Source organism: Colwellia sp. BRX8-9 (genome assembly GCF_014077245.1).
Classification (GTDB): domain Bacteria; phylum Pseudomonadota; class Gammaproteobacteria; order Enterobacterales; family Alteromonadaceae; genus Colwellia_A.
The window spans coordinates 209,577-232,082 of the sequence record NZ_JACGVN010000004.1; the positions used below are offsets into that span (position 1 = coordinate 209,577).

Annotated in this window: 18 protein-coding genes and 1 pseudogene; 13 read left to right on the forward strand and 6 right to left on the reverse strand. The window is 37.6% G+C overall.

What is annotated here, in order from left to right:
* Positions 1-9: 9 nt before the first annotated feature.
* Positions 10-1,905 carry a tetratricopeptide repeat-containing diguanylate cyclase gene (locus H4J70_RS05155; protein WP_182229982.1) on the reverse strand — a complete coding sequence of 632 codons (1,896 nt, stop codon included), beginning with the start codon at positions 1,903-1,905 and terminating at the stop codon, positions 10-12.
* Positions 1,906-2,024: 119 nt separating this feature from the next.
* Positions 2,025-2,252, reverse strand: a complete 228-nt coding sequence (locus tag H4J70_RS05160; RefSeq protein ID WP_070374757.1) for a glutaredoxin family protein — start codon at positions 2,250-2,252, stop codon at positions 2,025-2,027.
* A gap of 351 nt (positions 2,253-2,603) precedes the next feature.
* On the opposite strand from H4J70_RS05160, the gene H4J70_RS05165 reads away from it, so the two are divergent.
* The 4 genes and pseudogenes from H4J70_RS05165 to H4J70_RS05175 all read left to right on the forward strand — a co-directional run bounded on the left by H4J70_RS05165 (position 2,604) and on the right by H4J70_RS05175 (position 9,002).
* Positions 2,604-3,332 carry a cytochrome b/b6 domain-containing protein gene (locus H4J70_RS05165; RefSeq protein ID WP_182241726.1) on the forward strand — a complete coding sequence of 243 codons (729 nt, stop codon included), beginning with the start codon at positions 2,604-2,606 and terminating at the stop codon, positions 3,330-3,332.
* Positions 3,333-3,836: 504 nt separating this feature from the next.
* Entirely contained in the window at positions 3,837-5,753 is a 1,917-nt protein-coding gene (locus tag H4J70_RS05170; RefSeq protein ID WP_182250726.1) for a DNA topoisomerase III, read from the forward strand.
* A 174-nt stretch (positions 5,754-5,927) separates the two neighbouring features.
* Positions 5,928-6,096: pseudogene (locus H4J70_RS20990) on the forward strand (IS3 family transposase); the annotation flags it as partial.
* Positions 6,097-6,293: 197 nt separating this feature from the next.
* Positions 6,294-9,002: a TonB-dependent siderophore receptor gene (locus H4J70_RS05175; RefSeq protein ID WP_182250727.1), complete on the forward strand. Its 2,709-nt coding sequence runs from the start codon at positions 6,294-6,296 to the stop codon at positions 9,000-9,002.
* Positions 9,003-9,271: 269 nt separating this feature from the next.
* Here H4J70_RS05175 and ampE read toward each other — a convergent pair whose 3' ends face one another.
* Entirely contained in the window at positions 9,272-10,195 is a 924-nt protein-coding gene (ampE, locus tag H4J70_RS05180) for a beta-lactamase regulator AmpE (RefSeq protein WP_182250728.1), read from the reverse strand.
* A 113-nt stretch (positions 10,196-10,308) separates the two neighbouring features.
* Positions 10,309-10,902 carry a 1,6-anhydro-N-acetylmuramyl-L-alanine amidase AmpD gene (ampD, locus tag H4J70_RS05185; protein ID WP_259367997.1) on the reverse strand — a complete coding sequence of 198 codons (594 nt, stop codon included), beginning with the start codon at positions 10,900-10,902 and terminating at the stop codon, positions 10,309-10,311.
* A gap of 42 nt (positions 10,903-10,944) precedes the next feature.
* Here ampD and H4J70_RS05190 point away from each other — a divergent pair, with 42 nt between their 5' ends.
* From H4J70_RS05190 to yacG, 9 genes are all read left to right on the forward strand, one after another.
* Complete coding sequence (locus H4J70_RS05190) at positions 10,945-11,463, forward strand: TIGR02281 family clan AA aspartic protease (protein WP_182221124.1); 519 nt, start codon at positions 10,945-10,947, stop codon at positions 11,461-11,463.
* Positions 11,464-11,552: 89 nt separating this feature from the next.
* Positions 11,553-12,431, forward strand: a complete 879-nt coding sequence (gene nadC / locus H4J70_RS05195; RefSeq protein ID WP_404842390.1) for a carboxylating nicotinate-nucleotide diphosphorylase — start codon at positions 11,553-11,555, stop codon at positions 12,429-12,431.
* 160 nt (positions 12,432-12,591) lie between these two features.
* Entirely contained in the window at positions 12,592-13,038 is a 447-nt protein-coding gene (locus tag H4J70_RS20875) for a prepilin-type N-terminal cleavage/methylation domain-containing protein (RefSeq protein WP_182250729.1), read from the forward strand.
* 177 nt (positions 13,039-13,215) lie between these two features.
* Positions 13,216-14,919 carry a type IV-A pilus assembly ATPase PilB gene (gene pilB / locus H4J70_RS05205; RefSeq protein WP_182221126.1) on the forward strand — a complete coding sequence of 568 codons (1,704 nt, stop codon included), beginning with the start codon at positions 13,216-13,218 and terminating at the stop codon, positions 14,917-14,919.
* An 84-nt stretch (positions 14,920-15,003) separates the two neighbouring features.
* Positions 15,004-16,254 carry a type II secretion system F family protein gene (locus tag H4J70_RS05210; protein WP_182221127.1) on the forward strand — a complete coding sequence of 417 codons (1,251 nt, stop codon included), beginning with the start codon at positions 15,004-15,006 and terminating at the stop codon, positions 16,252-16,254.
* 95 nt (positions 16,255-16,349) lie between these two features.
* The gene (locus H4J70_RS05215; protein ID WP_259366316.1) at positions 16,350-17,231 is read left to right on the forward strand and encodes an A24 family peptidase; all 882 of its coding nucleotides are present in this window, start codon (positions 16,350-16,352) and stop codon (positions 17,229-17,231) included.
* A gap of 10 nt (positions 17,232-17,241) precedes the next feature.
* On the forward strand, positions 17,242-17,856 hold the full coding sequence (gene coaE / locus H4J70_RS05220) for a dephospho-CoA kinase (protein ID WP_182229975.1): 615 nt from the start codon (positions 17,242-17,244) through the stop codon (positions 17,854-17,856).
* Between the two features lie 107 nt (positions 17,857-17,963).
* Complete coding sequence (gene zapD, locus H4J70_RS05225; RefSeq protein WP_182213328.1) at positions 17,964-18,710, forward strand: cell division protein ZapD; 747 nt, start codon at positions 17,964-17,966, stop codon at positions 18,708-18,710.
* A gap of 112 nt (positions 18,711-18,822) precedes the next feature.
* Positions 18,823-19,059 carry a DNA gyrase inhibitor YacG gene (yacG, locus tag H4J70_RS05230; RefSeq protein ID WP_070374766.1) on the forward strand — a complete coding sequence of 79 codons (237 nt, stop codon included), beginning with the start codon at positions 18,823-18,825 and terminating at the stop codon, positions 19,057-19,059.
* A 2-nt stretch (positions 19,060-19,061) separates the two neighbouring features.
* On the opposite strand, the gene mutT is transcribed toward yacG, so the two are convergent.
* Both mutT and secA read right to left on the reverse strand, forming a co-directional pair.
* The gene (mutT, locus tag H4J70_RS05235) at positions 19,062-19,454 is read right to left on the reverse strand and encodes an 8-oxo-dGTP diphosphatase MutT (RefSeq protein ID WP_182221129.1); all 393 of its coding nucleotides are present in this window, start codon (positions 19,452-19,454) and stop codon (positions 19,062-19,064) included.
* Between the two features lie 287 nt (positions 19,455-19,741).
* Positions 19,742-22,441: a preprotein translocase subunit SecA gene (gene secA, locus H4J70_RS05240; RefSeq protein ID WP_182202586.1), complete on the reverse strand. Its 2,700-nt coding sequence runs from the start codon at positions 22,439-22,441 to the stop codon at positions 19,742-19,744.
* Positions 22,442-22,506: the final 65 nt, after the last annotated feature.

Consider the following 22,506-nt stretch of genomic DNA (forward strand, 5'->3'; position numbering starts at 1 on the left):
AATGGCTTTCTATTGATATATAACCACATTATTTTTACCGTTATGCTTTGCCTGGTAAAGGGCAGCATCGGCATGTAGGTATAACATTTCACTCGTTGGGCTAAGTTGAGACAAGGTTGCTATACCGATACTTACGGTTAACTGTAAACTTGGCTCGACTTGGAAAACTTGCTGACTTATTTTTTTTAAAAAACGTTCAGCAATTACTTTACATTGCTTTTCGTCGGTACGAGGTAAAATACATAAGAATTCTTCTCCGCCAACACGGCCAATGACATCTCCATTACGAAAGACATCATGACAAAGATCAGCTATTTTTTTAATAACTTTATCACCAACAGGATGACCAAACTTATCATTGACCATTTTAAAGTCATCAATATCAAATAAAATCACCGAAAGTTCAGTTTTTTCGACTAAGACATCGTTCAGGTAGTTCGATAAGTACTCAAAAATATAGCGGCGGTTATATAAATTTGATAATGGGTCTTTAATTGACAGTGCATACATTTTCTTATTATTTTTATACTGAATAGTTATCACGATAATGACAACCACGCCGGCACATAACATAAAAATCAGTAGATAAAGGTTCTGTAATTTTTGTTGATGATAGGAATCATTTTCTAAAGCGGCGACCTTTTTTCGTTGCAGGGTAAGTGCTTGTTCAACATATTTTCGCTCATTTTCCATCGCAGCGCGCGCTGTAGTTAATCGTGTGCTGGAATTTTTGACCAATAACTCATTGTATTTTTGATAATACTGTCGAGATAATTGAAAAGCTTCACTGTCATTATTTCTTGCGTGAGCAAGCTCTGAGCCAAGCTTTATAACTTCTAATTGCCACTTAGTGCCGACTAATTCAGGTAAAGACATGAATATATTTTCAGCTTTAGTCAACGATGCCTGCGCTTGTTCTAACTCACCCAAGATAATAAAACAGTGAACCTGTTGCTTATATAATTCGGCATTATAATCAATCAAGCCATTTAACGTTAGAGCATGATTAATAACATCGATAGCTTTAACACAATCGCCTTTTTCGGCCAGTGTCATACCTAAACCGTACGCTGAAAAAAAAGAAATTTCAGTGTTAGGGGTATAGGCAATTTTTTCTTGATAAAGCTCAAAGTAGCGAATCGCCAAATCATATTTTTGCCAATATCGATAGGTTATAGCAATGCCGTAAATAGCCTCTGAAACATGAGCTGGATAATTTAAACGTTCATAAGTATTTAATGCTTTTTGGTAATATTCTATCGATTTTTCATAATCGTCCATATAGCCATAAATAGCACCGTAGGTTTCATTGATAACAGCAATTAGAAAGTGTTCTTTTAGTGAATAAGCATCTAAGTAAGCTTCTTGCATTTCATTCAATGACAGTTCGAAGAGTTCAGTGATACTTTTTGTAAAAGCAAGCTCTTGTTTAGCAAGGATAAAAAGGTAAGTTAAATTATTTTTTTTTGCTATAGACATAGCCTTTCGAAGAATAAGTACAGAATCTGCATACTGAGCATGGCGACGATAAATTAACCCCTGATAAATATAAAGGTGACTTTGAATTTTTAATGGGGTTTTGTCGTCGATAAGCGCTACGGCTTGTGCGATGGTCTTATTAAAGTCTTCATAAAAATAGAGTAAATTTTCTGCTTGAGCTTTACGTAACAACCACCAAGATTGTTGTAGTTTTGGCATAGTTGAAAAAGATTTTTCTGCGTTTAATAATTGTTGATAAGACTGTAGAGGTTGTTGGCGTATTTGTTCATCCATGTTCAATAAGCGATTTAGCTCATCGGTTTGTTCTACCGCTAATTGGCCACTACTATTTGCCTGTGATTGACTACAGGAAAAAAAAAAGATAATAACAACAACCGAAAAAAACCGATAAAAATCAAATTTCATTACACATCCGTAATTAATGATCTTGTTAATTCATGTAAGTATTTCAACCTTAACATAGACCTTTTTTTAAAACGAGTTAAAGCCATAAAATTGTATCATCAGCGATATATTAACCAATATTAATCCTCGTAAAGCGCTTTAAAAGCCGCCACTTTAAATCCTTGCAGATACTCTTCACCAATCTTTATTACCGGTACGGATCTAAAGTTTGCTCTGCGAAACTCTTTTTGTCCCGCGGCTGTTTTTACATTACATAAACGATAAGCAATGTTGTTTTTATCTAAGTACGCTTTCGCCGTGTCACAATGAGGGCAGTTACTCATACTATATAAGACAATTTTCTTCATGCTAAATTTCCTTGGTTATTTATTCGCTGCATTATCTTCAACAAATAAATGTTAAATGGGTGCCCATAATACACACTATAATACACAGAATTATTTTACGGCTGTTTGGCTAGTTTACAGGAACTTATCTTGAAAAACGCTGACACTTGCGGAAAATTAAATTAAATTATCTGCTAGGTAATCGTCAGTAAACTAAAATAACGCCGCTTAATTGAAAAGACACACAGCTACTTTAAGATATCTTGTAACCATTAATCCAAATAACTATCACTTAGTGTTAGAAGCGGATAAATATTTCGGTTATTATTAAAATAACAGGCAAAACGTTAACAAATAAAAAGAGTCATCATCATGCAAGATAACCCAGTAAATATCACTTCCACTATAGTAAAAACTTTTGTTTGGAGTAGAAACATTCGTTTATTTCATTGGTTGAATGTCTTGTCAGTACTTTTGCTTATTGTTATTGGTAGCGTTATTTATTTTGGTAAAGACCTAGGTATCTCAACAGAAGGTAAAATACTGCTTAAAACAATACATGTATGTGTGGGCTATGTTTTTGCTGCAAATTTAATTTTTAGAATTATTCTTGGTTTTATTGGTAAAGGATATGAACGTTGGGGACAAACACTGCCTTTTAATAAAGTCTTTAAACAAGAACTAGCCGATTTCAAAAAAGATAAAAATAAGACATTTAAAGGTCATAGTCCACTGGGGAAACTTATGGTTGGCGCTTTAATGTTAAGTCTTTCTATTCAAATGGTTTCAGGTTTAGTGATTGCGGGTACTGACATTTATTATCCTCCTTTTGGGCAATACTTTGCTAGCAGCATAGCTCAAGATAAAAGCCAAGTAGCCTTGATTAAGCCCTACAGTAAAGAAAATGTTGATGCAGATGCTTATAAAGAAATGCGCAATGTAAGAAAGCCTTTTATAACTGCTCACGTTTATAGCTTTTACTTTTTGTTGCTGTTGATCCCACTACATATTTTAGCCGTATTTTTTGCTGAACGACGTGAAAAACATTCTATTGTTTCTTCAATGATCCACGGCTTTAAATATTTACCTAAAGACAAGTAAAACCACTTTTATCCTACCGCTGTGATAATGACCTACTCACCACATAGTGAATGAGTGGGTCGCTTCCTAACTAAATATGGTTACGGATGAAACAATTTGACTATAACCGAGAATAAATACTGTATATAAAAACAGTTATTGTGCTAAGCTTATTCTAATGGTCTGTATTGAACCCTTGGAAATTCTATTGAAACTATATATTGTCGAAAAGCCAAGTTTAGGGCGTGCCATTGCGGCAGTTTTACCCAATCCCCATAAAAGTCAACAAGGCTATATAGCGCACGGCAATGATGTAACAATCAATCACCATAAGTTTGACACTATATTTTTATTATATAATTCAATAAACAAGGTCATATTATCACGATATAAGCTTGACGCAGTTACCAAGCTAAAAACGTTGAAAAAAAGCCTCACTATTATTGACAAATACATACAAAAAAAGAGCTTGTTCTTGACTCTGTTTGACAATCACAACCCACTGTTAGACCAGGCTTAATATTTATGAAATTATTTATTGCAGAAAAACCTAGCTTAGCAAGAGCAATTGTAGACGTACTACCTAAACCTCATAAAAAAAATGATGGTTATATAGAAGCAGGTAATGGCGATGTCGTTACCTGGTGCATAGGACATTTATTAGAACAAGCTCCACCTGAAGATTACGATATTAAATATAAAAAATGGGTAGTTGAACATTTACCCATAATTCCTGAGCAATGGAAGTTAAAACCAAAACCAAAAACTCGAAAACAACTGACCGTTATAAAAAGGCTAATAAAACAAGCTGATACCATCGTAAATTCTGGTGATGTGGATCGTGAAGGTCAAATATTAGTTGATGAAGCGATTAGCTTTAGCGGAGCATCTAAATCCAAAATAGATAATGCTTTGAGGTGTCTAATAACCGATATGAATTTTAATGCGGTTAAAAAAGCGGTAGATAACTTAAAATCTAATAAAAATTATATCCCTCTTGCTGTTTCAGCATTATCAAGAGCTAGAGCTGATTGGCTTTATGGCTTAAATATGACTCGTCTTTGTACTTTACAAGGGCAGAAATCAGGCTATCAAGGCGTATTATCAATTGGTCGGGTACAGACTCCGATATTAGGTTTAGTGGTAAACCGAGATATTGAAATAGAAAATTTCATCTCAAAGCCTTTTTATGAAGTACTTGCTCATATCACGACAAAAAACGGTGAAAAGTATCAGGGTAAGTGGAAGCCAAGTAAGGCTTGTGAGCCTTTCATGGATGAAGAGAAACGCATATTATCAAAAAAGCTAGCTGAAAATGTAGTCAATCGTATTAATGACAAACCGGCAAAAATTGAAAAGGTTACACAGGATAAAAAACAGCAAGTAGCACCATTACCTTTCAGTTTATCTGGCTTACAAATATCAGCCGCTAAAGCTTTTGGTATGAGTGCAAAGCAAGTATTAGATATCTGTCAGCAACTTTATGAAAAGCACAAATTAATAACTTACCCTAGATCTGATTGCCAATACTTACCGACCGAACACCTCAATGATGTACCTGCCGTAACCAACGCTATGAGTAACGTATCTGAGAAATTAGCCGATATGTTAAAAAATGCAGATTTAAAGATAAGAAGTAGAGCTTGGAACAATAAAAAAGTCAGTGCTCATCATGCTATTATACCCACAGCTAAAAACACCCCAACTGGCGCACTATCAAATGATGAAGCTAAAATTTATGAAATAATATCTCGGCAGTATATTGCACAATTTTATCCAAATTTTGAATATATGGACAAGCAAATAGACACTATTATTGATGGTGGTTTATTTATCAGTAAGCAAAAAGATATCATTAAAAATGGCTGGAAAGATTTATTTCCTAGCTCTAATAAAAGTAAAGATAATTCCGAATTTTCTGCGATTAAGTTACCCGATGTTATAGCGGGTGATTGCGTGCATTGTTTACATGGCGAGCTTGTAGAAAAAAATACTAGCCCACCTAAATACTTTACTGATGCAACGATATTAGGTGCCCTTACCGGCATAGCTCGTTATGTGACGAATGCTGAAATAAAAAAGTTACTAAGAGATACTGATGGACTAGGTACGGAGGCAACACGTGCTGGTATTATAGAACTCCTGTTTAAGCGTCAATTTTTAGTGAGAAAAGGAAAGGATATAAGAGCAACAGAGATTGGGAAAAAACTCATTACCTCTTTACCCGTTCAAATCTCCCAGCCTGACATGACAGCACTATGGGAGTCACAGCTAGAATCAATAAGTAATAAAACACTCAACTACCAATTCTTTATTAAAGGAGTTGAAAAAAACTTACAACAACTCATCCTTGAAGTTAAAGATATTGCATTTACTGATTTGCCCCAATCCAATACCCCAAGAAGATTTACTAAAAAAAGAAATAGAAAGCGAGCAACATAAAAATCATCTATTAAAGCTAATTGTCTAGAGTAGACTCGTTAGTTTATTAAGTATCTGTATTTAATTTTAACCCTATCTTGCTATGACTATATCAATAATATCATTACTGACTAAAGCAATGAAATGAAGTGCGAATATTAATTTGACACTCATGGAGAGCTGATAAAATGAGAAATGAGTCGTCGTGGAAACTGTTGCGATAATAGCTCAATGAAAGGGTTTTTAGACGTTTAAAAAACAATGAATACCAACAACGGGTTATCGCTCATTTTTTGAAGCTGAAAACTCAGTAGTTAACTATATTATTGGATATTACAGCAAAGTTAGGCCTCACCGTTATAATGGAAGATCATACTGGGGAAATTTTAATACTACAAAAACAGTAAAAGGGTTAGTCAAATATTGATTAAAAAATAGAGACTTGCACAATAAATACCCATAATGCAAACTAGAGTTAATAATAATAGTCTTAGTACTTTCTCAAGCTCCGTAAGTAAGTACAAATCAAAGACAAACAAGCTCAAATTATAGGGATCGTAAATGAAAGAGTTTAATAAAAACCTAGTTACGGTGGCCTTTACAATAGTCTGTCATAGTTCTGCATTCGCAAATAATATCATCGCCAGCAAAATGATCAACAAACATGCAAAACAGACTCTCTCTTCGGTAACAAAAGACGGATCTAGTAATAAGGTAGTCGATGCATTAGACCAATCAACAAATAACTTGGTCAACAATAAAATTCCAATAGGTCGTTCACTCACCGACGTGGTAATGCTGACACCAGGTACCGTAAAAGGCTACACCGCGTTTGGAAATTTACCCGCTATTAATGGCGCCTCTGTCGCTGAAAATGTGTTTTATGTCAATGGCCTTAATATCACCAATGTTAGAAATAATACCGGTTTTGCGACTGTACCTTTTGATATGTTCGAGTCTGTCGAGGTTATAACCGATGGTTATTCCGCTCAATACGGCCGTTATCACGGTGGCATGATCAATGCTCAAACAAAATCGGGGAGTAACGAATTTAAGGCGGGTATAAACCTGAATTATGAACCTGATTTTCTTCGAGAGTCGTCCCCATCAGTTACGCTAGCGGATGGTTCATATTTTATTGACAATCGGGCCAGTGAATACTCAAATATCGACACTAATCTTTGGGCGTCGGGCGCATTGATTGAAGATCAGCTATTTTTCTATGTTTTATTCAACCCTAGAAAAGTGGAGTATAGTAATTTTGTGAGCGATCCGATTAATCCGGGGCCGAATAATAAAGCCCGATATCAAGTCACGGAAGAAGATCCGTATTGGGGAATGAAGCTCGACGGCTATATTACCGATAACAATCTACTCGAATTCACGCTGTTTTCCGATAGTAGTAATAACGCCACCCAAATCGTCAGCCCCCATGGCGACACGATAGAGTCGCGCAATGGGGTTGACTACACGGGAGGCACAAATTGGACGCTAAAATATACCTCGATTATCACCGATGATTTAGCGTTAAGCGTGCAGTACGGTGTCCATGAAGCTGAACGTACCAGTAAAAATGAACTGGATGACAACCCTGTGGTGTATTACCTTTATGAAAGTGCTGGAGAGTTTGTTAAACAGGGCCAATTTCTTAATTTTCTAATTGATGAAGGAGACGATGAACGCCAGACTATTCGTGTTGATATTAATTGGACGCTCGGTAGTCACGAGTTAAGTTTTGGACTCGACGCCGAGAAATTAACGGCAAACCAGCGTACCATCAACTCGGGTGGCGCTTATTACTTACTTTACGTCGACGATTATACCGATCCCGACAACCCCCAATTCAGGCAGGTCCGTCACCGCCAATATGAATCGGGCGGTAGCTATGAGTCGGAAAATATCGCCTACTACCTTGAAGACAAATGGCAAGCCACCGACCTGTTAACAGTAAACTTTGGCTTGCGCAGCGACTCCTTCAAAAATGCTGATGGAGTCGGAGAAAACTTCTCAACCATGGATAACCATTGGGCACCACGTTTGGGCCTAACTTATGACTTATCAGCAGATGGCCGAACGCGACTTTGGCTAAATGCCGGTCGCTTTTACTCACCTATTCCAATGAATGCAAACTTGCGACTCGCAGGGAATGAAACCTACAGGCAAGATTATTATGCCTTTGATGGCTTCGCCGATCCGATTTTACAAATCCCCAATATTAGCGGCACTCCAATCTATTACTTTGACCATTATAATAATGGGTCTCCTCCTGAAAACTACGACATTACCGATAAAGATTTAAAACCAATGACGTCTGACAACGTCAATATTGGTTTTCAAATACCCGTCACGGACAACTGGCTGCTGACTATTGAAGGTACTTACCGTAATTTAGCTATGGCGGTTGAAGATATAAACGTAGACGCGAGCTTTAATCGTTATCTTGAGCGAGAATTTAATGCCAGTTGTACACGGTGCTCAGGTTCTCGTTACTATGTATTGGCCAACCCAGGACAAGATGTGACCATCAAAGCGAACCCAGACTATGAAGGGCCACTCCAATATCAAGAATATACGATTCCAGCCGCCGACTTAGGCCACGCAAAGCCCGAGCGCACATATACGGCGATGAGTTTTTCAGTTGAACATGCATGGGACGGTCTGTGGATGTTAAATGCCACGTATACTTGGTCGAAGTCAAAAGGTAATTATGAAGGCTTAGTTCGCTCAGACAACCGCCAAGACAACACTGGCATCAATACTGGGATAACGACACAATATGACCTGCCGGGTCTAATGGATGGCTCCTACGGTGATTTACCCAACGACCGCCGTCATCAAGTCAAAATATACGGGGCGTATCAAATCACTGAACAAATAAGCTTAGCGGCTAATTTCAGTTATCAAACGGGCCGTCCAGTCAACGCATTTGGTTATCACCCAACGGATGAAAGTGCACAAGCCTATGACGCTGAATCGTTTTACGCCCAAGGACAATTAGTACCCCGCGGCTCAAAAGGTCGGACCGACAGTGTGATGACCCTTGATGTGTCTGCTAGCTATCAGTTTGACTTAGACGACTCTACTGTTAATTTACGTGTCGAAGTATTCAACCTGTTAAATTCAGCCAGTGTTACCCAAGTGGATGAAATGTGGGACGATGAAGATAATACCATAGCGGTAACTTCGCCATTAAAGAGCGCGAGTTACGGTTTACCAACTAGTTGGCAAACACCAAGAACAGTACGTTTATCGGTGAATTACGAGTTTTAGCAGAGTCAAAGGACAAGTATGCCAACTGCAGGATTAAAGGTAGGCTTGGGGCAACAGTCTTTTGAGCAATTACCCAAAGTGCCTTTTAAGCGAAAATAAAAAAGAAACACGCGCTTTAAAAAGGCAGGGTAATATTTTACTGGTGATTGAACACGTTCAAATTAATAGTGATACTATCGCTTATGCAAAAATATCACTATGTGGTTGACTCGATTCAGTACTTGAAAAAGGATGTCACGAGGTGCCATCCAAAAAGTATAAAGAAGAGATTAGTTAAGGATACCTGTTAATATTAATACCGCTATAACAGCTAGACACAACAACAGAGTCCGCTTTGCCAACCTCACTAATAAACAAGGTTCCGCAGTACAGTCATCAGGGTCAACCATAAAGTCTTCAGACTTTTGCGCAACGCTAATCAATATTTGGTTGGGCTGCTTGTTGATATCAAATAAATTTTCTAACCATACCGGCATGGCTTTTGAGAAGTGTCCTACCAGCATATAACCAAAAGCAACCATGCGTACTGGCAACCAGTCGACCCAAAAGAGCATATCTTTCAATAACTGAGATTCATTTTTTTCCATAGAATCTGTTGTTTTAGCCTCATTATTTACTTTAACATCGGCTTCATCAACCTCAGCGTTAGCTTTTTCTTGCTTGTCTGAACATTCTTCTGCAAGCACTTCAGGACATTCATTCATGGTCACTAGTAGACGATAAAATAATGCACCAGCGGGTCCAAAGACAACGAATAAAATCATAATGGCGATAAAATATCGGTAATTTAACCATACCAATAATTGACCAAAACTCATTGGTGCGCTGCAAGTATCTTGTTGCAGTTGGCTATGATGCAATTCGCATGTTGTCGGTTCGCCTCGAAAAGCCGACAATAAATAAGCTTTGTAGCTCTGCCGCGTTTTCGTACAACCAAAACAAACAATCAAAATCAAGGTTGAAAAGATTAAATAGAGTAAGCCATCATCAACAAGCTCGAGCAATAAGTCACAAACAACAACGGGGATGGCAATAAAGATAAGCTGTGAGACAATTGACGGTTTGGCTAAATGCATTAATTTAGTGCGTTTAAATAGATCAACATAAGCATGAAAATAGGTTTGAAATTGCCACGCTGTCGTCGACAAGTAACGCTCTGCCGCCAAGGCAATAAGTAAGCTAATAAGACTCATATAGTTTTCCTAATTTATTATCCACTTGTAAAATGAGTATATCGCCGTGGCCATTCAAACACTCTGATATCTGCATTTTCATTGGTAACGAGTATATACCCTTTGCTATTGAATTAACTAGACTTTAAACAATCATGAAAATGTTGCCAATTAAAAGCATCACCCGGATCTGTCTTTCTCCCTGGCGCAATATCACTATGCCCGGCTATATTACTTTTTATGTCGGGATAACATTGCTGCAATGCTTGGGTTAATTGCGCCAAAGTATGATATTGCGCCGCTTCATAAGGAATATCATCAGCGCCTTCAAGCTCAATACCAATAGAAAAATCATTACATTTATCAAGCCCCTGATAGGAGGATACACCAGCATGCCAAGCTTTATCATCAAATGAAACGTATTGAATAATATGCCCTACTCTGGTTATCAGACAATGAGCAGAAACTTTTAGCTGGGCAATCTCTTCAAAATAGCTATGTGCTTTGCTATCTAACTTTCCTAAGAAAAAATCAGTAATATAGCTACCACCAAACTGATTTGGCGGTAATGAGATATTATGTACAACCAATAAATGAACCGTATCATTTTTATCTCGCACACTAAAATGTGGTGATTTTTGTTGTTCTTCATTAACAAGCCAGCCACTGATAATAGGCATATTATTATTTTGCTTGGTGGACAATTTATTTTTTAAGTCTTTCGTCATACAATAGCGTTAATATTTAATTTCAAGATTTGTGAACAGAGTATGACTGAATTTGATTCGACAAACAAAATGGGAAAAATATTTATTTGGTTAGCGTGGTTAATTGCGTTGGCGTTAATGGTGTTTTTTTTTCAAGATGTACTTGATAAGCAATGGGATCCTAACAAAGATCCACAGATGAGTTTAAATACACAGGGTAAAGCGGAAGTAACATTACAACAAAACCGCCAAGGTCATTATGTAGTACATGGTGAAATAAATGAGATGCCTGTGGTTTTTTTACTCGACACTGGAGCAACACAAGTGTCGATTCCCGCTCATATAGCAGAGCAATTGCAGCTCAAGGGAAACAGACCGTCACTCGTTAATACGGCCAATGGCACTACCACTGTTTATCAAACTGAATTACAACAGCTCAGTATTGGTAATATTTATTTGTATGATGTTAGCGCCCACATCAATCCCAGCATGCAGTCTAATGAAATTCTATTGGGCATGAGTGCATTAAAAAGGGTAGAATTCAGCCAGATAGGTAAGAAACTTATTTTACGCGAGCAATGATCTATCTGCTGTGATTTACTGGCGATAAACGCCCCACTAAAAACTCACTTAATTATTTACCAACAAGAGAATAAAATTCAATGCTTTCTGTGCAACTACAACACGATATTAAAAAAACAGTAACTTGGGCATTATGTGAAGATTTAGGTGTTGATAACGCCGACGCATTAAAAAATAGCCAAGATATTACAGCTGAGTTAATTCCACTGGAAAATATAGCGGTTGCTAATATCATTACCCGTGAAGATTGTATTATTTGTGGTGTGGCTTGGGTTAACGAAGTTTTTGCCCAGCTCGATGTGATACATAAGACAAAAACGGATATTACTTGGTTTGTTAACGACGGCGAAAGTGTCAAAGCCAATAGCACTTTATTTGAATTATCTGGAAACGCACGTGTTCTTCTTACTGGCGAACGATGTGCTTTAAATTTTTTACAATCCCTTTCAGGAACCGCTACATTAACCAGTCGCTATGTTAAAGAATTATCGGCGAGTAACACTAAGTTACTTGATACCCGAAAAACAGTGCCTGGCTTACGTAGCGCGCAAAAATATGCGGTAACATGTGGCGGCGGTGTTAATCATCGTATTGGTTTATTTGATGCTTTTTTAATTAAAGAAAATCATATTGCCGCCTGTGGTGGCATCGAGAAGTCGATTCAAACAGCTCGAAAAAACCATCCAAATAAAACGGTTGAAGTTGAAGTTGAAAATATCGAAGAACTCACTCAAGCATTAAAGGCTGGCAGCGATATTATTATGCTTGATAACTTTAGTCATGAAATGATTGAGCAAGCGGTTATAGCAACCGCTGAAATTTCACAAGGTAAAACCAAATTAGAAGTTTCTGGCAATATGACCATAGAATCACTAAAAAGCTATGCAAAAGCAGGTGTCGATTTTATTTCAGTGGGCGCATTAACTAAAAACATCAATGCTATTGACCTTTCTATGCGCTTTGTTTAACATTTTAGCGTGTCACAATTAGTTAAAAAAATGTTACTTATTGATATTTTTTTAACTAATATCAAAAAAATGATAAAAAAAGTGTCACAAAATTTTACATTTCCTGATTTTTGTCGCAATATAAATTCAGCCCCCGTAATCATGTATGGATATACCTATTATGAACAATGTTAAATCTTTAAGAAATAAATCTTTAAATAAAGCAAAGGGTTTTACCCTTATTGAATTAATGATCGTTGTTGCGATCATCGGTATTTTAGCCGCAGTTGCACTACCTGCTTATCAAGATTATACAAAAAAAGCGAAGTTTGCTGAAGTAGTTTCAATGGTTGGTGCAGCGAGAACTGCAGTTGAGCTTTGCTTCCAAACTGAAGGTGCATTAACTACATGTAATCAAGGCGTCGGAGGTATTCCAGCTGAAGTAACTAGTGGTACTTATGCAAACCTTGACACTATGACTATTGCAGCCGGTGTTATAACAGCAGCTTCAACAGCAGCGACTGATTCTTCCAATATGATTGCTACTCCTACAGGAAGCCCTTTAACTTGGACGATAACTTCAACAGTAGCTAGTTGTTTAACTAGCGGCTGGTGTAAAGCAAAATAATATAAGTTAGTAAATATTTATAAAAAAGCTCCTTTGGGAGCTTTTTTATTGTCTAAACTTTATTAACTCGTTGTTATTACTTAAATCAATCACGGGTTAAGCTATACTTATTGTAAACATTATGAGTAAATACATAATGACTTGCATATATCTAAAAGTTCACAATAAAAGGTTGCTATGAAAGGACATCACAGACAATTAAGTGTATTATCTACACTTTTAAAACATAATATTGTCGCCGAAAATAAGGTTGACATTATAAGTGCTGACTTCCTTAAACAATCAAAACCTTTCATTCGTTTTCTTATTGAAGATAAGAGTTTAGACGCTGAAAATATTGCCAAAATACTCTCTCGCAGTTTTGGCTATCCTCTCATAGATTTAAACGCTTTTGACACGGCTATGATCCCCGAAGGGATCCGTAACGAAAAATTGATCCGCAAACATAATGCATTGCCGCTATTTCTTAGAGGTAAAGTATTATTCGTAGCGATGTCTGATCCCACTGATTTAGATGCATTAGAAGATATTCAGTTCAACACCGGTTTTCCTACCGAATTAGTGTTGACTAACGATAAAGATTTACAAATATTTATTGATAAAATTCTGGAAGAAGAAAGTGATGCTTTAGATATTACTGATATTGATGCTGCTGAACTTGCCGGTATTGACGTTCAAGAGGAGCGCCAAGAAGATGATAGCGCTACCGGTGATAAAGAAGATGCACCGATTGTTGTCTATATCAATAAGATACTACTTGATGCTATTCGCAAAGGCGCCTCAGATTTACACTTTGAACCTTACGAAAAATCTTACCGTATACGCTTTCGTGTTGATGGCATTTTAACTGAGATGGCAAAGCCGCCAGTATCACTTGCCTCTCGAATGGCGGCACGTTTAAAAGTCATGTCAAAGCTCGATATCGCTGAACGGCGAGTTCCCCAAGATGGACGGATAAAATTAGCCTTGTCCAAGAAAAAATCAATTGATTTTCGTGTTTCAACGCTACCGACGATGTGGGGCGAAAAAGTGGTAATGCGTATTCTTGACTCTTCAAGTGCGATGTTAGGTATTGAAATGCTCGGCTATGAGCCGGCGCAAAAGCAAATTTACATGGACGCTTTAGCGCAGCCACAAGGTATGATATTAGTCACGGGCCCGACCGGCTCAGGTAAAACAGTGTCTCTTTACACCGGGTTAAATATTCTTAACACCGAAGAACGTAATATATCAACAGCAGAAGATCCGGTAGAAATAAATTTAGACGGCGTTAATCAAGTACAAATTAATGTGCGTGCCGGCTTAACCTTTCCTAATGCGCTGCGCTCTTTTCTTCGTCAAGATCCTGATATTGTTATGGTAGGGGAAATTCGTGATCTTGAAACTGCTGAAATAGCGATTAAAGCCGCGCAAACGGGTCACTTAGTGTTGTCCACATTGCACACAAACTCGGCATCAGAAACCCTGACTCGATTATTAAACATGGGCGTTCCTTCATATAACGTTGCCAGTTCGGTCAGTATTATTATTGCTCAGCGTTTAGCCAGACGCTTATGTAATCGCTGTAAAGTTGAGGATGTTATACCTAGACCTGAACTAGAAAAGCAAGGTTTTACCCCTGAACAACTTAGTGAAATAAAATTATTTAAACCCGTAGGTTGCGATCAATGTACGGGCGGCTATAAAGGTCGTGTTGGTGTTTATGAAGTGATAAAAATCAGTGAAAAAATGTCTTCTATTATTATGGAAGGCGGAAATTCTATGGATATCGCTCAGCAGTGTCAAAAAGAAGGTTACAATAACTTACGCCAATCGGGTTTAGAAAAAGCCCATCAAGGGGTAACAAGTTTGGCAGAAATAAACCGAATAACGTCTGCATAACAATAAACCACTCACTTTTTATTTTTAGTGATCTTGACTAGTATTAACAATGATTAATATTTTAACTTTACAGGTAAACACTATATGGCAACTTCAGGGGCTCAAAAAAGAAAATTACCGCAAGCTAAAGCTCTTGATACGTTTGTTTGGCAAGGGGTAAACCGTAAGGGTAAAAAAGTTAATGGTGAGCTACCCGCGACCAGCATGCTAGAGCTAAAATCTCAGCTACGCAAACAAGGCATTACCCCAGGGAAAGTAAAAAAGAAAGCCAAATCAATTTTTGGGAATGCCAATGACAAAAAAATAATACCTGCAGATATTGCCATTGTTACACGGCAAATTGCCACCATGCTTGGCGCTGGTGTCCCCTTAGTACAAACCGTTGAAATGATTGGTAAAGGTCATAGCAATGGCAATATGCAAAGATTGTTAGGTGATATCAATAATAAACTGCAATCGGGTATTCCTTTATCAGAATGTTTACGCGACCATCCTAAATACTTTGATGACTTATATTGTGATTTAGTCAGTTCTGGCGAACAATCGGGCGCACTTGAGACCATTTATGATCGTATTGCGACTTACAAAGAAAAAGCCGAAGCATTAAAGTCTAAAATTAAAAAAGCGATGACTTATCCTATTTCTGTATTAGTGATAGCATTTATTGTTACCTCAATATTATTAATTTTTGTCGTGCCGGTATTTCAAGATATTTTTGCCAGCTTTGGCGCTGAGTTACCTGCGTTTACTTTATTTGTTATTGCCATATCAGAATTTATGCAAGCTTATTGGTATTTAGGCTTAGCGGGGCTATTTATTGCCAGTTTCTTTTTTAAAAAAGCTCATCTTAACAGCCAAAGTTTTAGAGACCGAGTTGATAGAATAATATTAAAAATTCCGGTTATTGGTGCCTTACTCGAAAAGGCAGCCGTTGCCCGCTACGCGAGAACTTTATCTACCACCTTTGCCGCCGGTGTTCCCTTACCTGACGCATTAGAGTCGGCTGCGGGTGCGTCTGGTAATGCGGTTTTTCGTATAGCGATCCTTGAAATTCGCGCCGAAGTGTCATCGGGTATGCAAATGAATTTAGCAATGCGTAACTGTAATATCTTTCCTGACATGGTTATACAAATGGTCGCAATTGGTGAAGAATCAGGCGCTGTAGATGATATGCTTGCCAAAGTTGCCACAATATATGAGCAACAAGTTGATGACGCAGTAGACTCACTGACCAGTTTATTAGAGCCGATGATAATGGCAGTGCTTGGTGTAGTGATTGGCGGGTTAATTATCGCTATGTACTTACCTATTTTCGAAATAGGTAAAGTTGTTTAGTGCGCACGCTAATATTTTTATATTAGTTTTCAACATAGTTAAATAATAATTAATAAATAATAATTAATAATTAATAAATAATAAAAGGTTTTATCTTGTCTGAATTTATTCATCTGTTAGAAAGTAACTCGCTGTTTTTTTATGGCTTTGTTTTTGTTTTCTCGTTAATGATAGGTAGCTTTTTAAACGTAGTTATTTATCGTTTTCCAAAAATGTTAGAACAAGGTTGGTATCAAGAGTGTCGAGAATTTCTTGCCGATGAGCTCAAGCCATCATCGACAAAGCAAGTAGAACCCCTTACTTTATCAACGCCCGATTCTACCTGTCCACATTGCCAACATAGCATACGTTTTTATGAAAACATTCCTGTGGTTAGCTGGTTAGTGTTGAAAGGAAAATGTAGCCAATGTAAAAATAAAATTTCTGCGCGTTATCCATTAGTTGAATTAAGTACCGCTTTATTGAGTTTAGTTATTGCTCAACATTTTGGTGTCACTGTTATCACTTGTTACGCCTTAATATTGACGTGGGGCCTAATTGCCTTAACGATGATCGACTTTGATCATATGCTGCTCCCCGACCAAATTGTTCTGCCATTAATGTGGTTAGGCTTAATCGTAAATCTATCAAATGGAATTGTGCCTTTAGAAGATGCTGTTATCGGCGCTATTGCCGGCTACACCAGCCTTTTTACCGTTTTTTGGCTGTTCAAATTAGCGACTGGCAAAGAAGGCATGGGCTTTGGTGATTTTAAGCTGTTTGCACTCTTTGGTGCTTGGCTAGGTTGGCAATTATTACCCTTACTTATTTTAATGGCATCAGTAGTCGGTGCCATTATCGGCATTAGTTTAATGCTTTTTAAAAATCATCAAAAAGATCAGGCGATTCCTTTTGGCCCTTATCTTGCGATCGCAGGTTGGATCACATTTTTATGGGGTGAAAATATATGGTCTTGGTATTTAGTCCAAGTGCTTTAGCCGAATGAAAATGACTATAGCAAAAAAGATCGTTATTGGTTTAACCGGCGGTATTGGTTGTGGCAAAACAACCGTTGCTAATTTTTTTGCCGACTTAGGCATCGATATTATTGATGCCGACATCGCGGCAAGAAAAGTTGTCGCACCTCACAGCGGCGCATTACTGCAAATATCTCAGCATTTTGGCAAGACGTTTATTATGCCAGACGGCACCCTTAATCGGGCCTTATTACGCAGTCAAATATTCAGTAATGAATCAGATAAACAATGGCTTAATAACTTACTTCACCCGTTAATAAGACAAACCATGCTCGAAGAGATCCAGCAAAGTCAGTCACCATATTGCTTGCTTGTCGCACCTTTACTTATCGAGAACAACTTACAGAGTTTAGTTGCACGTATTTTAGTAATTGATATCAGTGAATCAGCACAAGTTAAGCGTGCGGTATTGCGTGATCCTAGCTCATCAGATGAAATAAAGCGTATTATTGCCAGTCAAATATCAAGGGAAGATCGCTTAAAACATGCCGATGATATTATTGATAACTCCAGTTCTGACTTGAGCCTAATAAAAGCGAGTGTCATTAAGCTAGACCAAAAATATCGAAATTTAGCAACGAGTTAGTAAAATTGTACAAATTTTACTATTTTTAGCAAAAAAATTCGCCATTTCTGTTGGGTGTCGTTAGTATGGAAAGCTAAACACTCAGCTTTATTGATGACATTAGGTTAATGACTAAAATTTTATATGAACATCCGCTTAACGAACGGATCCGTAACTACCTTAAACTTGAACATTTATTTGCTCAGGCACAAGATTGTCTGCAGCGTAAAATTTCAGTCAGCCATCAAGTTTTCTTTAACGCCTTATTTGCCATTATTGATACCTTAGAACGAAATGATGTTCGCGGTGACTTAATTAAAGATCTTGAAAAACTAGAACAAAATTTAGTGATATGGTCACAAGCGCCTGAAATAGATGACAGTATCTTAGCTGAAAATCTACAACAAACTGTCGAGCTTATTTGTCAATTAAAACCAAATACTCCTGTGTGGGCACAACTCAAACACGACAAGTTTCTGGCGACCTTAAAACAACGCTTTGCCATGCAGGGTGGCAGCTCAAGTTTCGATTTACCACAATTACAGTTTTGGTTACATCAAGACAGTGAGATTCTTGCTAAAGATGTCCAAGGCTGGCTTGCCCTTCTTGAACAAGTTAAAAGCGCTTTAGATATGATATTAAAGTTTATTCGCCAACGGGCTGAATTCAAACAGATAGATACCGAGAGTGGTTTTTACCAAGATAATGGTGAAGGTATTTTATTACTTCGTATTAAAGTCGACCAAAAATCACCTTATTACCCAACGGTAAGTGGTAATCGTCTGCGTTATTCTATTCGCTTTATGTCTCTTTGTGATGAAACCGGACGTAAGTATTCGAATAAGGCCACTTCATTTCAATTAGCTCGCTGTTAGCATTGGCTTAATTAATTTCACAAATACCCTTTATCCATTCAATATGCAGGTTTCATCTTGGAGTAGGAAGGGTATAATCCTACCACTAAGTATTTAATTACAAGCACCAACTATGACCTTAAAAGTATCTTGTCCAACGTGTCAAAAAGAAGTTATTTGGCAACCAGAGAGTCAGTTTCGCCCTTTTTGCTGCAAACGTTGCCAGTTAATTGATATTGGTGAATGGGCTGATGAAGGACATAAAATCAGCCAGCCATTACAAGGTGATATTCAGTTAACCGAAGAGATGCTTGACGCACTTGAAGGTGAGTTTTTACAAAGTAATAAGTTTTTTGTTGAACCAGAATAGTATTATTTGTTCATCAGCAGTTTTTCAACAATCGCAACATTAGCGGCGGGAAAGTCACATTGGCTTAATTGCGCTAATGTGAACCAAGCTGATTGCTGTCCTTCTTGGGCAATAGGTTCATGTTGGAAGTTATCAACCACATAAACATCTAATAGCACCTTTTTATCGCCATAATCATGGCTAACTTCAATGAGCGGGTAGCAAGATAGAACATCTATTGCTACTTCTTCTTGAAGCTCTCTGTGTAAAGCCTGAGCAACTGTTTCATCTTTTTCCACCTTACCACCAGGAAACTCCCATTTCCCGCCTTGATGAGCATTAGCGAGGCGCTTGGTAAGAAAGTACTGCTCTTCTCGCATGATAACACCGACAGCTACATGTACTACTTTTTGCATAACTCTTTCCTAAAGTTTTAAATTAATCAATGATTTCGTTGTTAACGCAGAAGACGAACCTAGCTTAAACAACAAAGCGTCTAATCATACCCTACGCATAATTTTACATAACCATGCATTGCCATGTCTGTGAAAACGACATTGTCCGAATGAATTTAGTTAATGATGATTCGTCTGTAACAAAAATTATAACTAAACACTGCAATAATAATCGTCATTAGCATTGCGCATATAAAAAACGCCAGTCAATAACTGGCGTTTTTTTCATACATATTAATAAATAACGATTAGGTTAATTTACCATGACATTGCTTATATTTCTTACCTGAACCACATGGACAAGCTTCATTACGACCTACTCGTTGTATTTCTGGCTTTGTCTCTGTACTGCTAGCAGATTCGTGGGTATATTCTTTTGGAATATCTTCAGCTTTACGATGTTGCTCTTCAACGGCTTCAACATCAGACTCAGCGCGAATTTTTACTTTGCTAAGAATACTAATAACGTCATATTTCAGGGTCTCAAGTAATTCACCAAATAACTCAAAAGATTCACGTTTAAACTCTTGCTTAGGGTTTTTCTGAGCATAGCCACGTAAATGTATACCTTGACGTAGATGATCCATCGCTGCTAAATGTTCTTTCCAATGAGAATCTAAGCTTTGTAACATAACCGCTTTTTCAAATTGACGAATAACATCGGCACCAGCTTGCTCTTCTTTCTCGGTATAGTTAGCTTCAACTTCTGCTAGTAGTTTTTCGCGTAAAGTTTCTTCATGCAATTTAGTATCTTCTTCAAGCCACTTTGCAATAGGGAACTCTAAAGATAGTTCGCCCTTAAAGCGCTCTTCTAAACCAGAGATATCCCACATTTCTTCCATAGATTGCTGAGGAATATGCTGATTTATAATACCAGTTACTACATCTGTACGAATATTTTTAATAACATCAGCAATATCAGCTTCGTCCATTAACTCGTTACGTTGTTCATAAATAACTTGGCGTTGATCATTAGAAACATCATCGAACTCAAGAAGTTGTTTACGAATATCGAAGTTACGACCTTCAACTTTACGCTGAGCATTTTCGATGCTGCGAGTTACCCATGGATGTTCAATGGCTTCGCCGTGCTCCATGCCTAACTTGCGCATCATGTTTGAAATACGTTCTGAAGCAAAAATTCGCATCAGGGCATCTTCCATCGATAAGTAGAAGCGAGTTGAACCTGCATCACCTTGACGTCCTGAACGGCCGCGTAATTGATTATCAATACGACGAGACTCATGGCGTTCAGTGGCAACTATGTGTAAGCCACCTAATTCTAAGACTTTATTGTGCTGTATTATCCATTCTTCTTTCGCTTTAGCGATGCTTTCTTTACTTTGGTCTTTTAATTTAGCAACAATCGCATCAAAGTTTCCGCCTAAGACGATATCGGTACCACGACCTGCCATGTTAGTTGCGATAGTTACTGCGCCAACTTTACCCGCATCAGCAACAATTTCAGCTTCTTGCTGGTGAAACTTAGCATTCAATACTTTGTGCTTAATTTTTGCTTTCTTTAAGAAGTCAGATAAAAACTCAGAGGTTTCTATACTGATCGTACCAACAAGCACAGGTTGTCCGCGTTCAACACAATCTTTAATATCTTCTAAAATCGCTTCAAACTTTTCATCAGCGGTTAAATATATCAGATCAGCAAGATCTTTACGGATCATAGGTTGATTGGTTGGAATAACTACGGTTTCTAAACCATAAATATGATTAAACTCAAATGCTTCTGTATCAGCAGTACCTGTCATTCCTGATAATTTTTCGTAGATACGGAAAAAATTCTGGAACGTTATCGAAGCTAAGGTTTGATTTTCGTTTTGAATATTCACCCCTTCTTTTGCTTCAACGGCTTGATGTAACCCTTCTGACCAACGACGGCCTTCCATCGTACGACCGGTATGTTCATCAACAATAACGATTTCGTCATCTTTAACAATATAATCGACATCTTTTTGGAAAAGCTTATGGGCACGTAATGCCGCCATAACATGATGCAATAAGGTAATATTGGTGGCTGAAAACAAAGAATCGCCGTCTTGAATGAGACCTTTCTCATTCATGATTTCTTCAATTCTTATTTGGCCATGCTCTGTTAGATAGATTTGCTTAGACTTTTCATCAATGGTGAAATCACCTTCAACAAAATCTTTAGATTGACCAGTATCTTTATCTTTGTCTTCTTCGTTTTGTAGTACCAACGTCGGCACAACAAGGTTAATTTGACGATAAAGTTCAGAGCTATCTTCGGCTTGACCCGAAATAATCAAGGGAGTTCTAGCTTCATCGATTAAAATTGAATCGACTTCATCAATAACAGCAAAATTCAATGGCTTTTGCGTACGTTCTTCTGGCGAAAAGGCCATATTGTCACGTAAATAATCAAAACCAAATTCGTTGTTAGTACCATAGGTAATATCTGAATTATAAGCCGCTTGCTTCTCAGCTGATGCTAATCCGGCAATATTACAACCTACCGTCATATCTAGAAAATCAAATAATGGTCGACACCAGTCAGCATCACGTGTTGCTAGGTAATCATTCACTGTTATAACGTGAACACCTTTACCTGTTAATGCGTTGAGGTAAGAAGGGAGTGTCGCGGTTAACGTTTTACCTTCACCAGTGCGCATTTCCGCAATTTTACCATCGTTTAAGACCATGCCGCCGATCATTTGTACATCAAAGTGGCGCATGCCAAAGACACGTTTACTGGCTTCACGTACAACAGCAAACGCTTCTGGTAGGATACTTGATAGAGATTCTTCTTTGGCTAAACGTTCTTTAAATTCTGCGGTTTTTGCTTTTAGTTCTTCGTCAGAAAGAGCTTCCATTACGGGCTCTAAGGCGTTTATTTTTAAAACTTCTTTATTCATTTGTTTAATTAATCGATCATTACGACTACCAAACATTTTCGTCATTAACTTTACAAACATCTTGTTAAACCATATTGATATTAGAAGAAATACTTCCGCTGAAAATAACGTGACCAACAAGGGTC

What these genes read in the sequence shown, in the direction of transcription:
- H4J70_RS05155 (WP_182229982.1), bottom strand. Translation starts at nt 1,905, where the DNA reads ATGAAATTTGATTTTTATCGGTTTTTTTCGGTTGTTGTTATTATCTTT.
- H4J70_RS05160 (WP_070374757.1), bottom strand. Translation starts at nt 2,252, where the DNA reads ATGAAGAAAATTGTCTTATATAGTATGAGTAACTGCCCTCATTGTGAC.
- H4J70_RS05165 (WP_182241726.1), top strand. Translation starts at nt 2,604, where the DNA reads ATGCAAGATAACCCAGTAAATATCACTTCCACTATAGTAAAAACTTTT.
- H4J70_RS05170 (WP_182250726.1), top strand. Translation starts at nt 3,837, where the DNA reads ATGAAATTATTTATTGCAGAAAAACCTAGCTTAGCAAGAGCAATTGTA.
- H4J70_RS05175 (WP_182250727.1), top strand. Translation starts at nt 6,294, where the DNA reads ATGAAAGAGTTTAATAAAAACCTAGTTACGGTGGCCTTTACAATAGTC.
- ampE (WP_182250728.1), bottom strand. Translation starts at nt 10,195, where the DNA reads ATGAGTCTTATTAGCTTACTTATTGCCTTGGCGGCAGAGCGTTACTTG.
- ampD (WP_259367997.1), bottom strand. Translation starts at nt 10,902, where the DNA reads ATGACGAAAGACTTAAAAAATAAATTGTCCACCAAGCAAAATAATAAT.
- H4J70_RS05190 (WP_182221124.1), top strand. Translation starts at nt 10,945, where the DNA reads ATGACTGAATTTGATTCGACAAACAAAATGGGAAAAATATTTATTTGG.
- H4J70_RS20875 (WP_182250729.1), top strand. Translation starts at nt 12,592, where the DNA reads ATGAACAATGTTAAATCTTTAAGAAATAAATCTTTAAATAAAGCAAAG.
- pilB (WP_182221126.1), top strand. Translation starts at nt 13,216, where the DNA reads ATGAAAGGACATCACAGACAATTAAGTGTATTATCTACACTTTTAAAA.
- H4J70_RS05210 (WP_182221127.1), top strand. Translation starts at nt 15,004, where the DNA reads ATGGCAACTTCAGGGGCTCAAAAAAGAAAATTACCGCAAGCTAAAGCT.
- coaE (WP_182229975.1), top strand. Translation starts at nt 17,242, where the DNA reads ATGACTATAGCAAAAAAGATCGTTATTGGTTTAACCGGCGGTATTGGT.
- zapD (WP_182213328.1), top strand. Translation starts at nt 17,964, where the DNA reads ATGACTAAAATTTTATATGAACATCCGCTTAACGAACGGATCCGTAAC.
- yacG (WP_070374766.1), top strand. Translation starts at nt 18,823, where the DNA reads ATGACCTTAAAAGTATCTTGTCCAACGTGTCAAAAAGAAGTTATTTGG.
- mutT (WP_182221129.1), bottom strand. Translation starts at nt 19,454, where the DNA reads ATGCAAAAAGTAGTACATGTAGCTGTCGGTGTTATCATGCGAGAAGAG.
- secA (WP_182202586.1), bottom strand. Translation starts at nt 22,441, where the DNA reads ATGTTTGTAAAGTTAATGACGAAAATGTTTGGTAGTCGTAATGATCGA.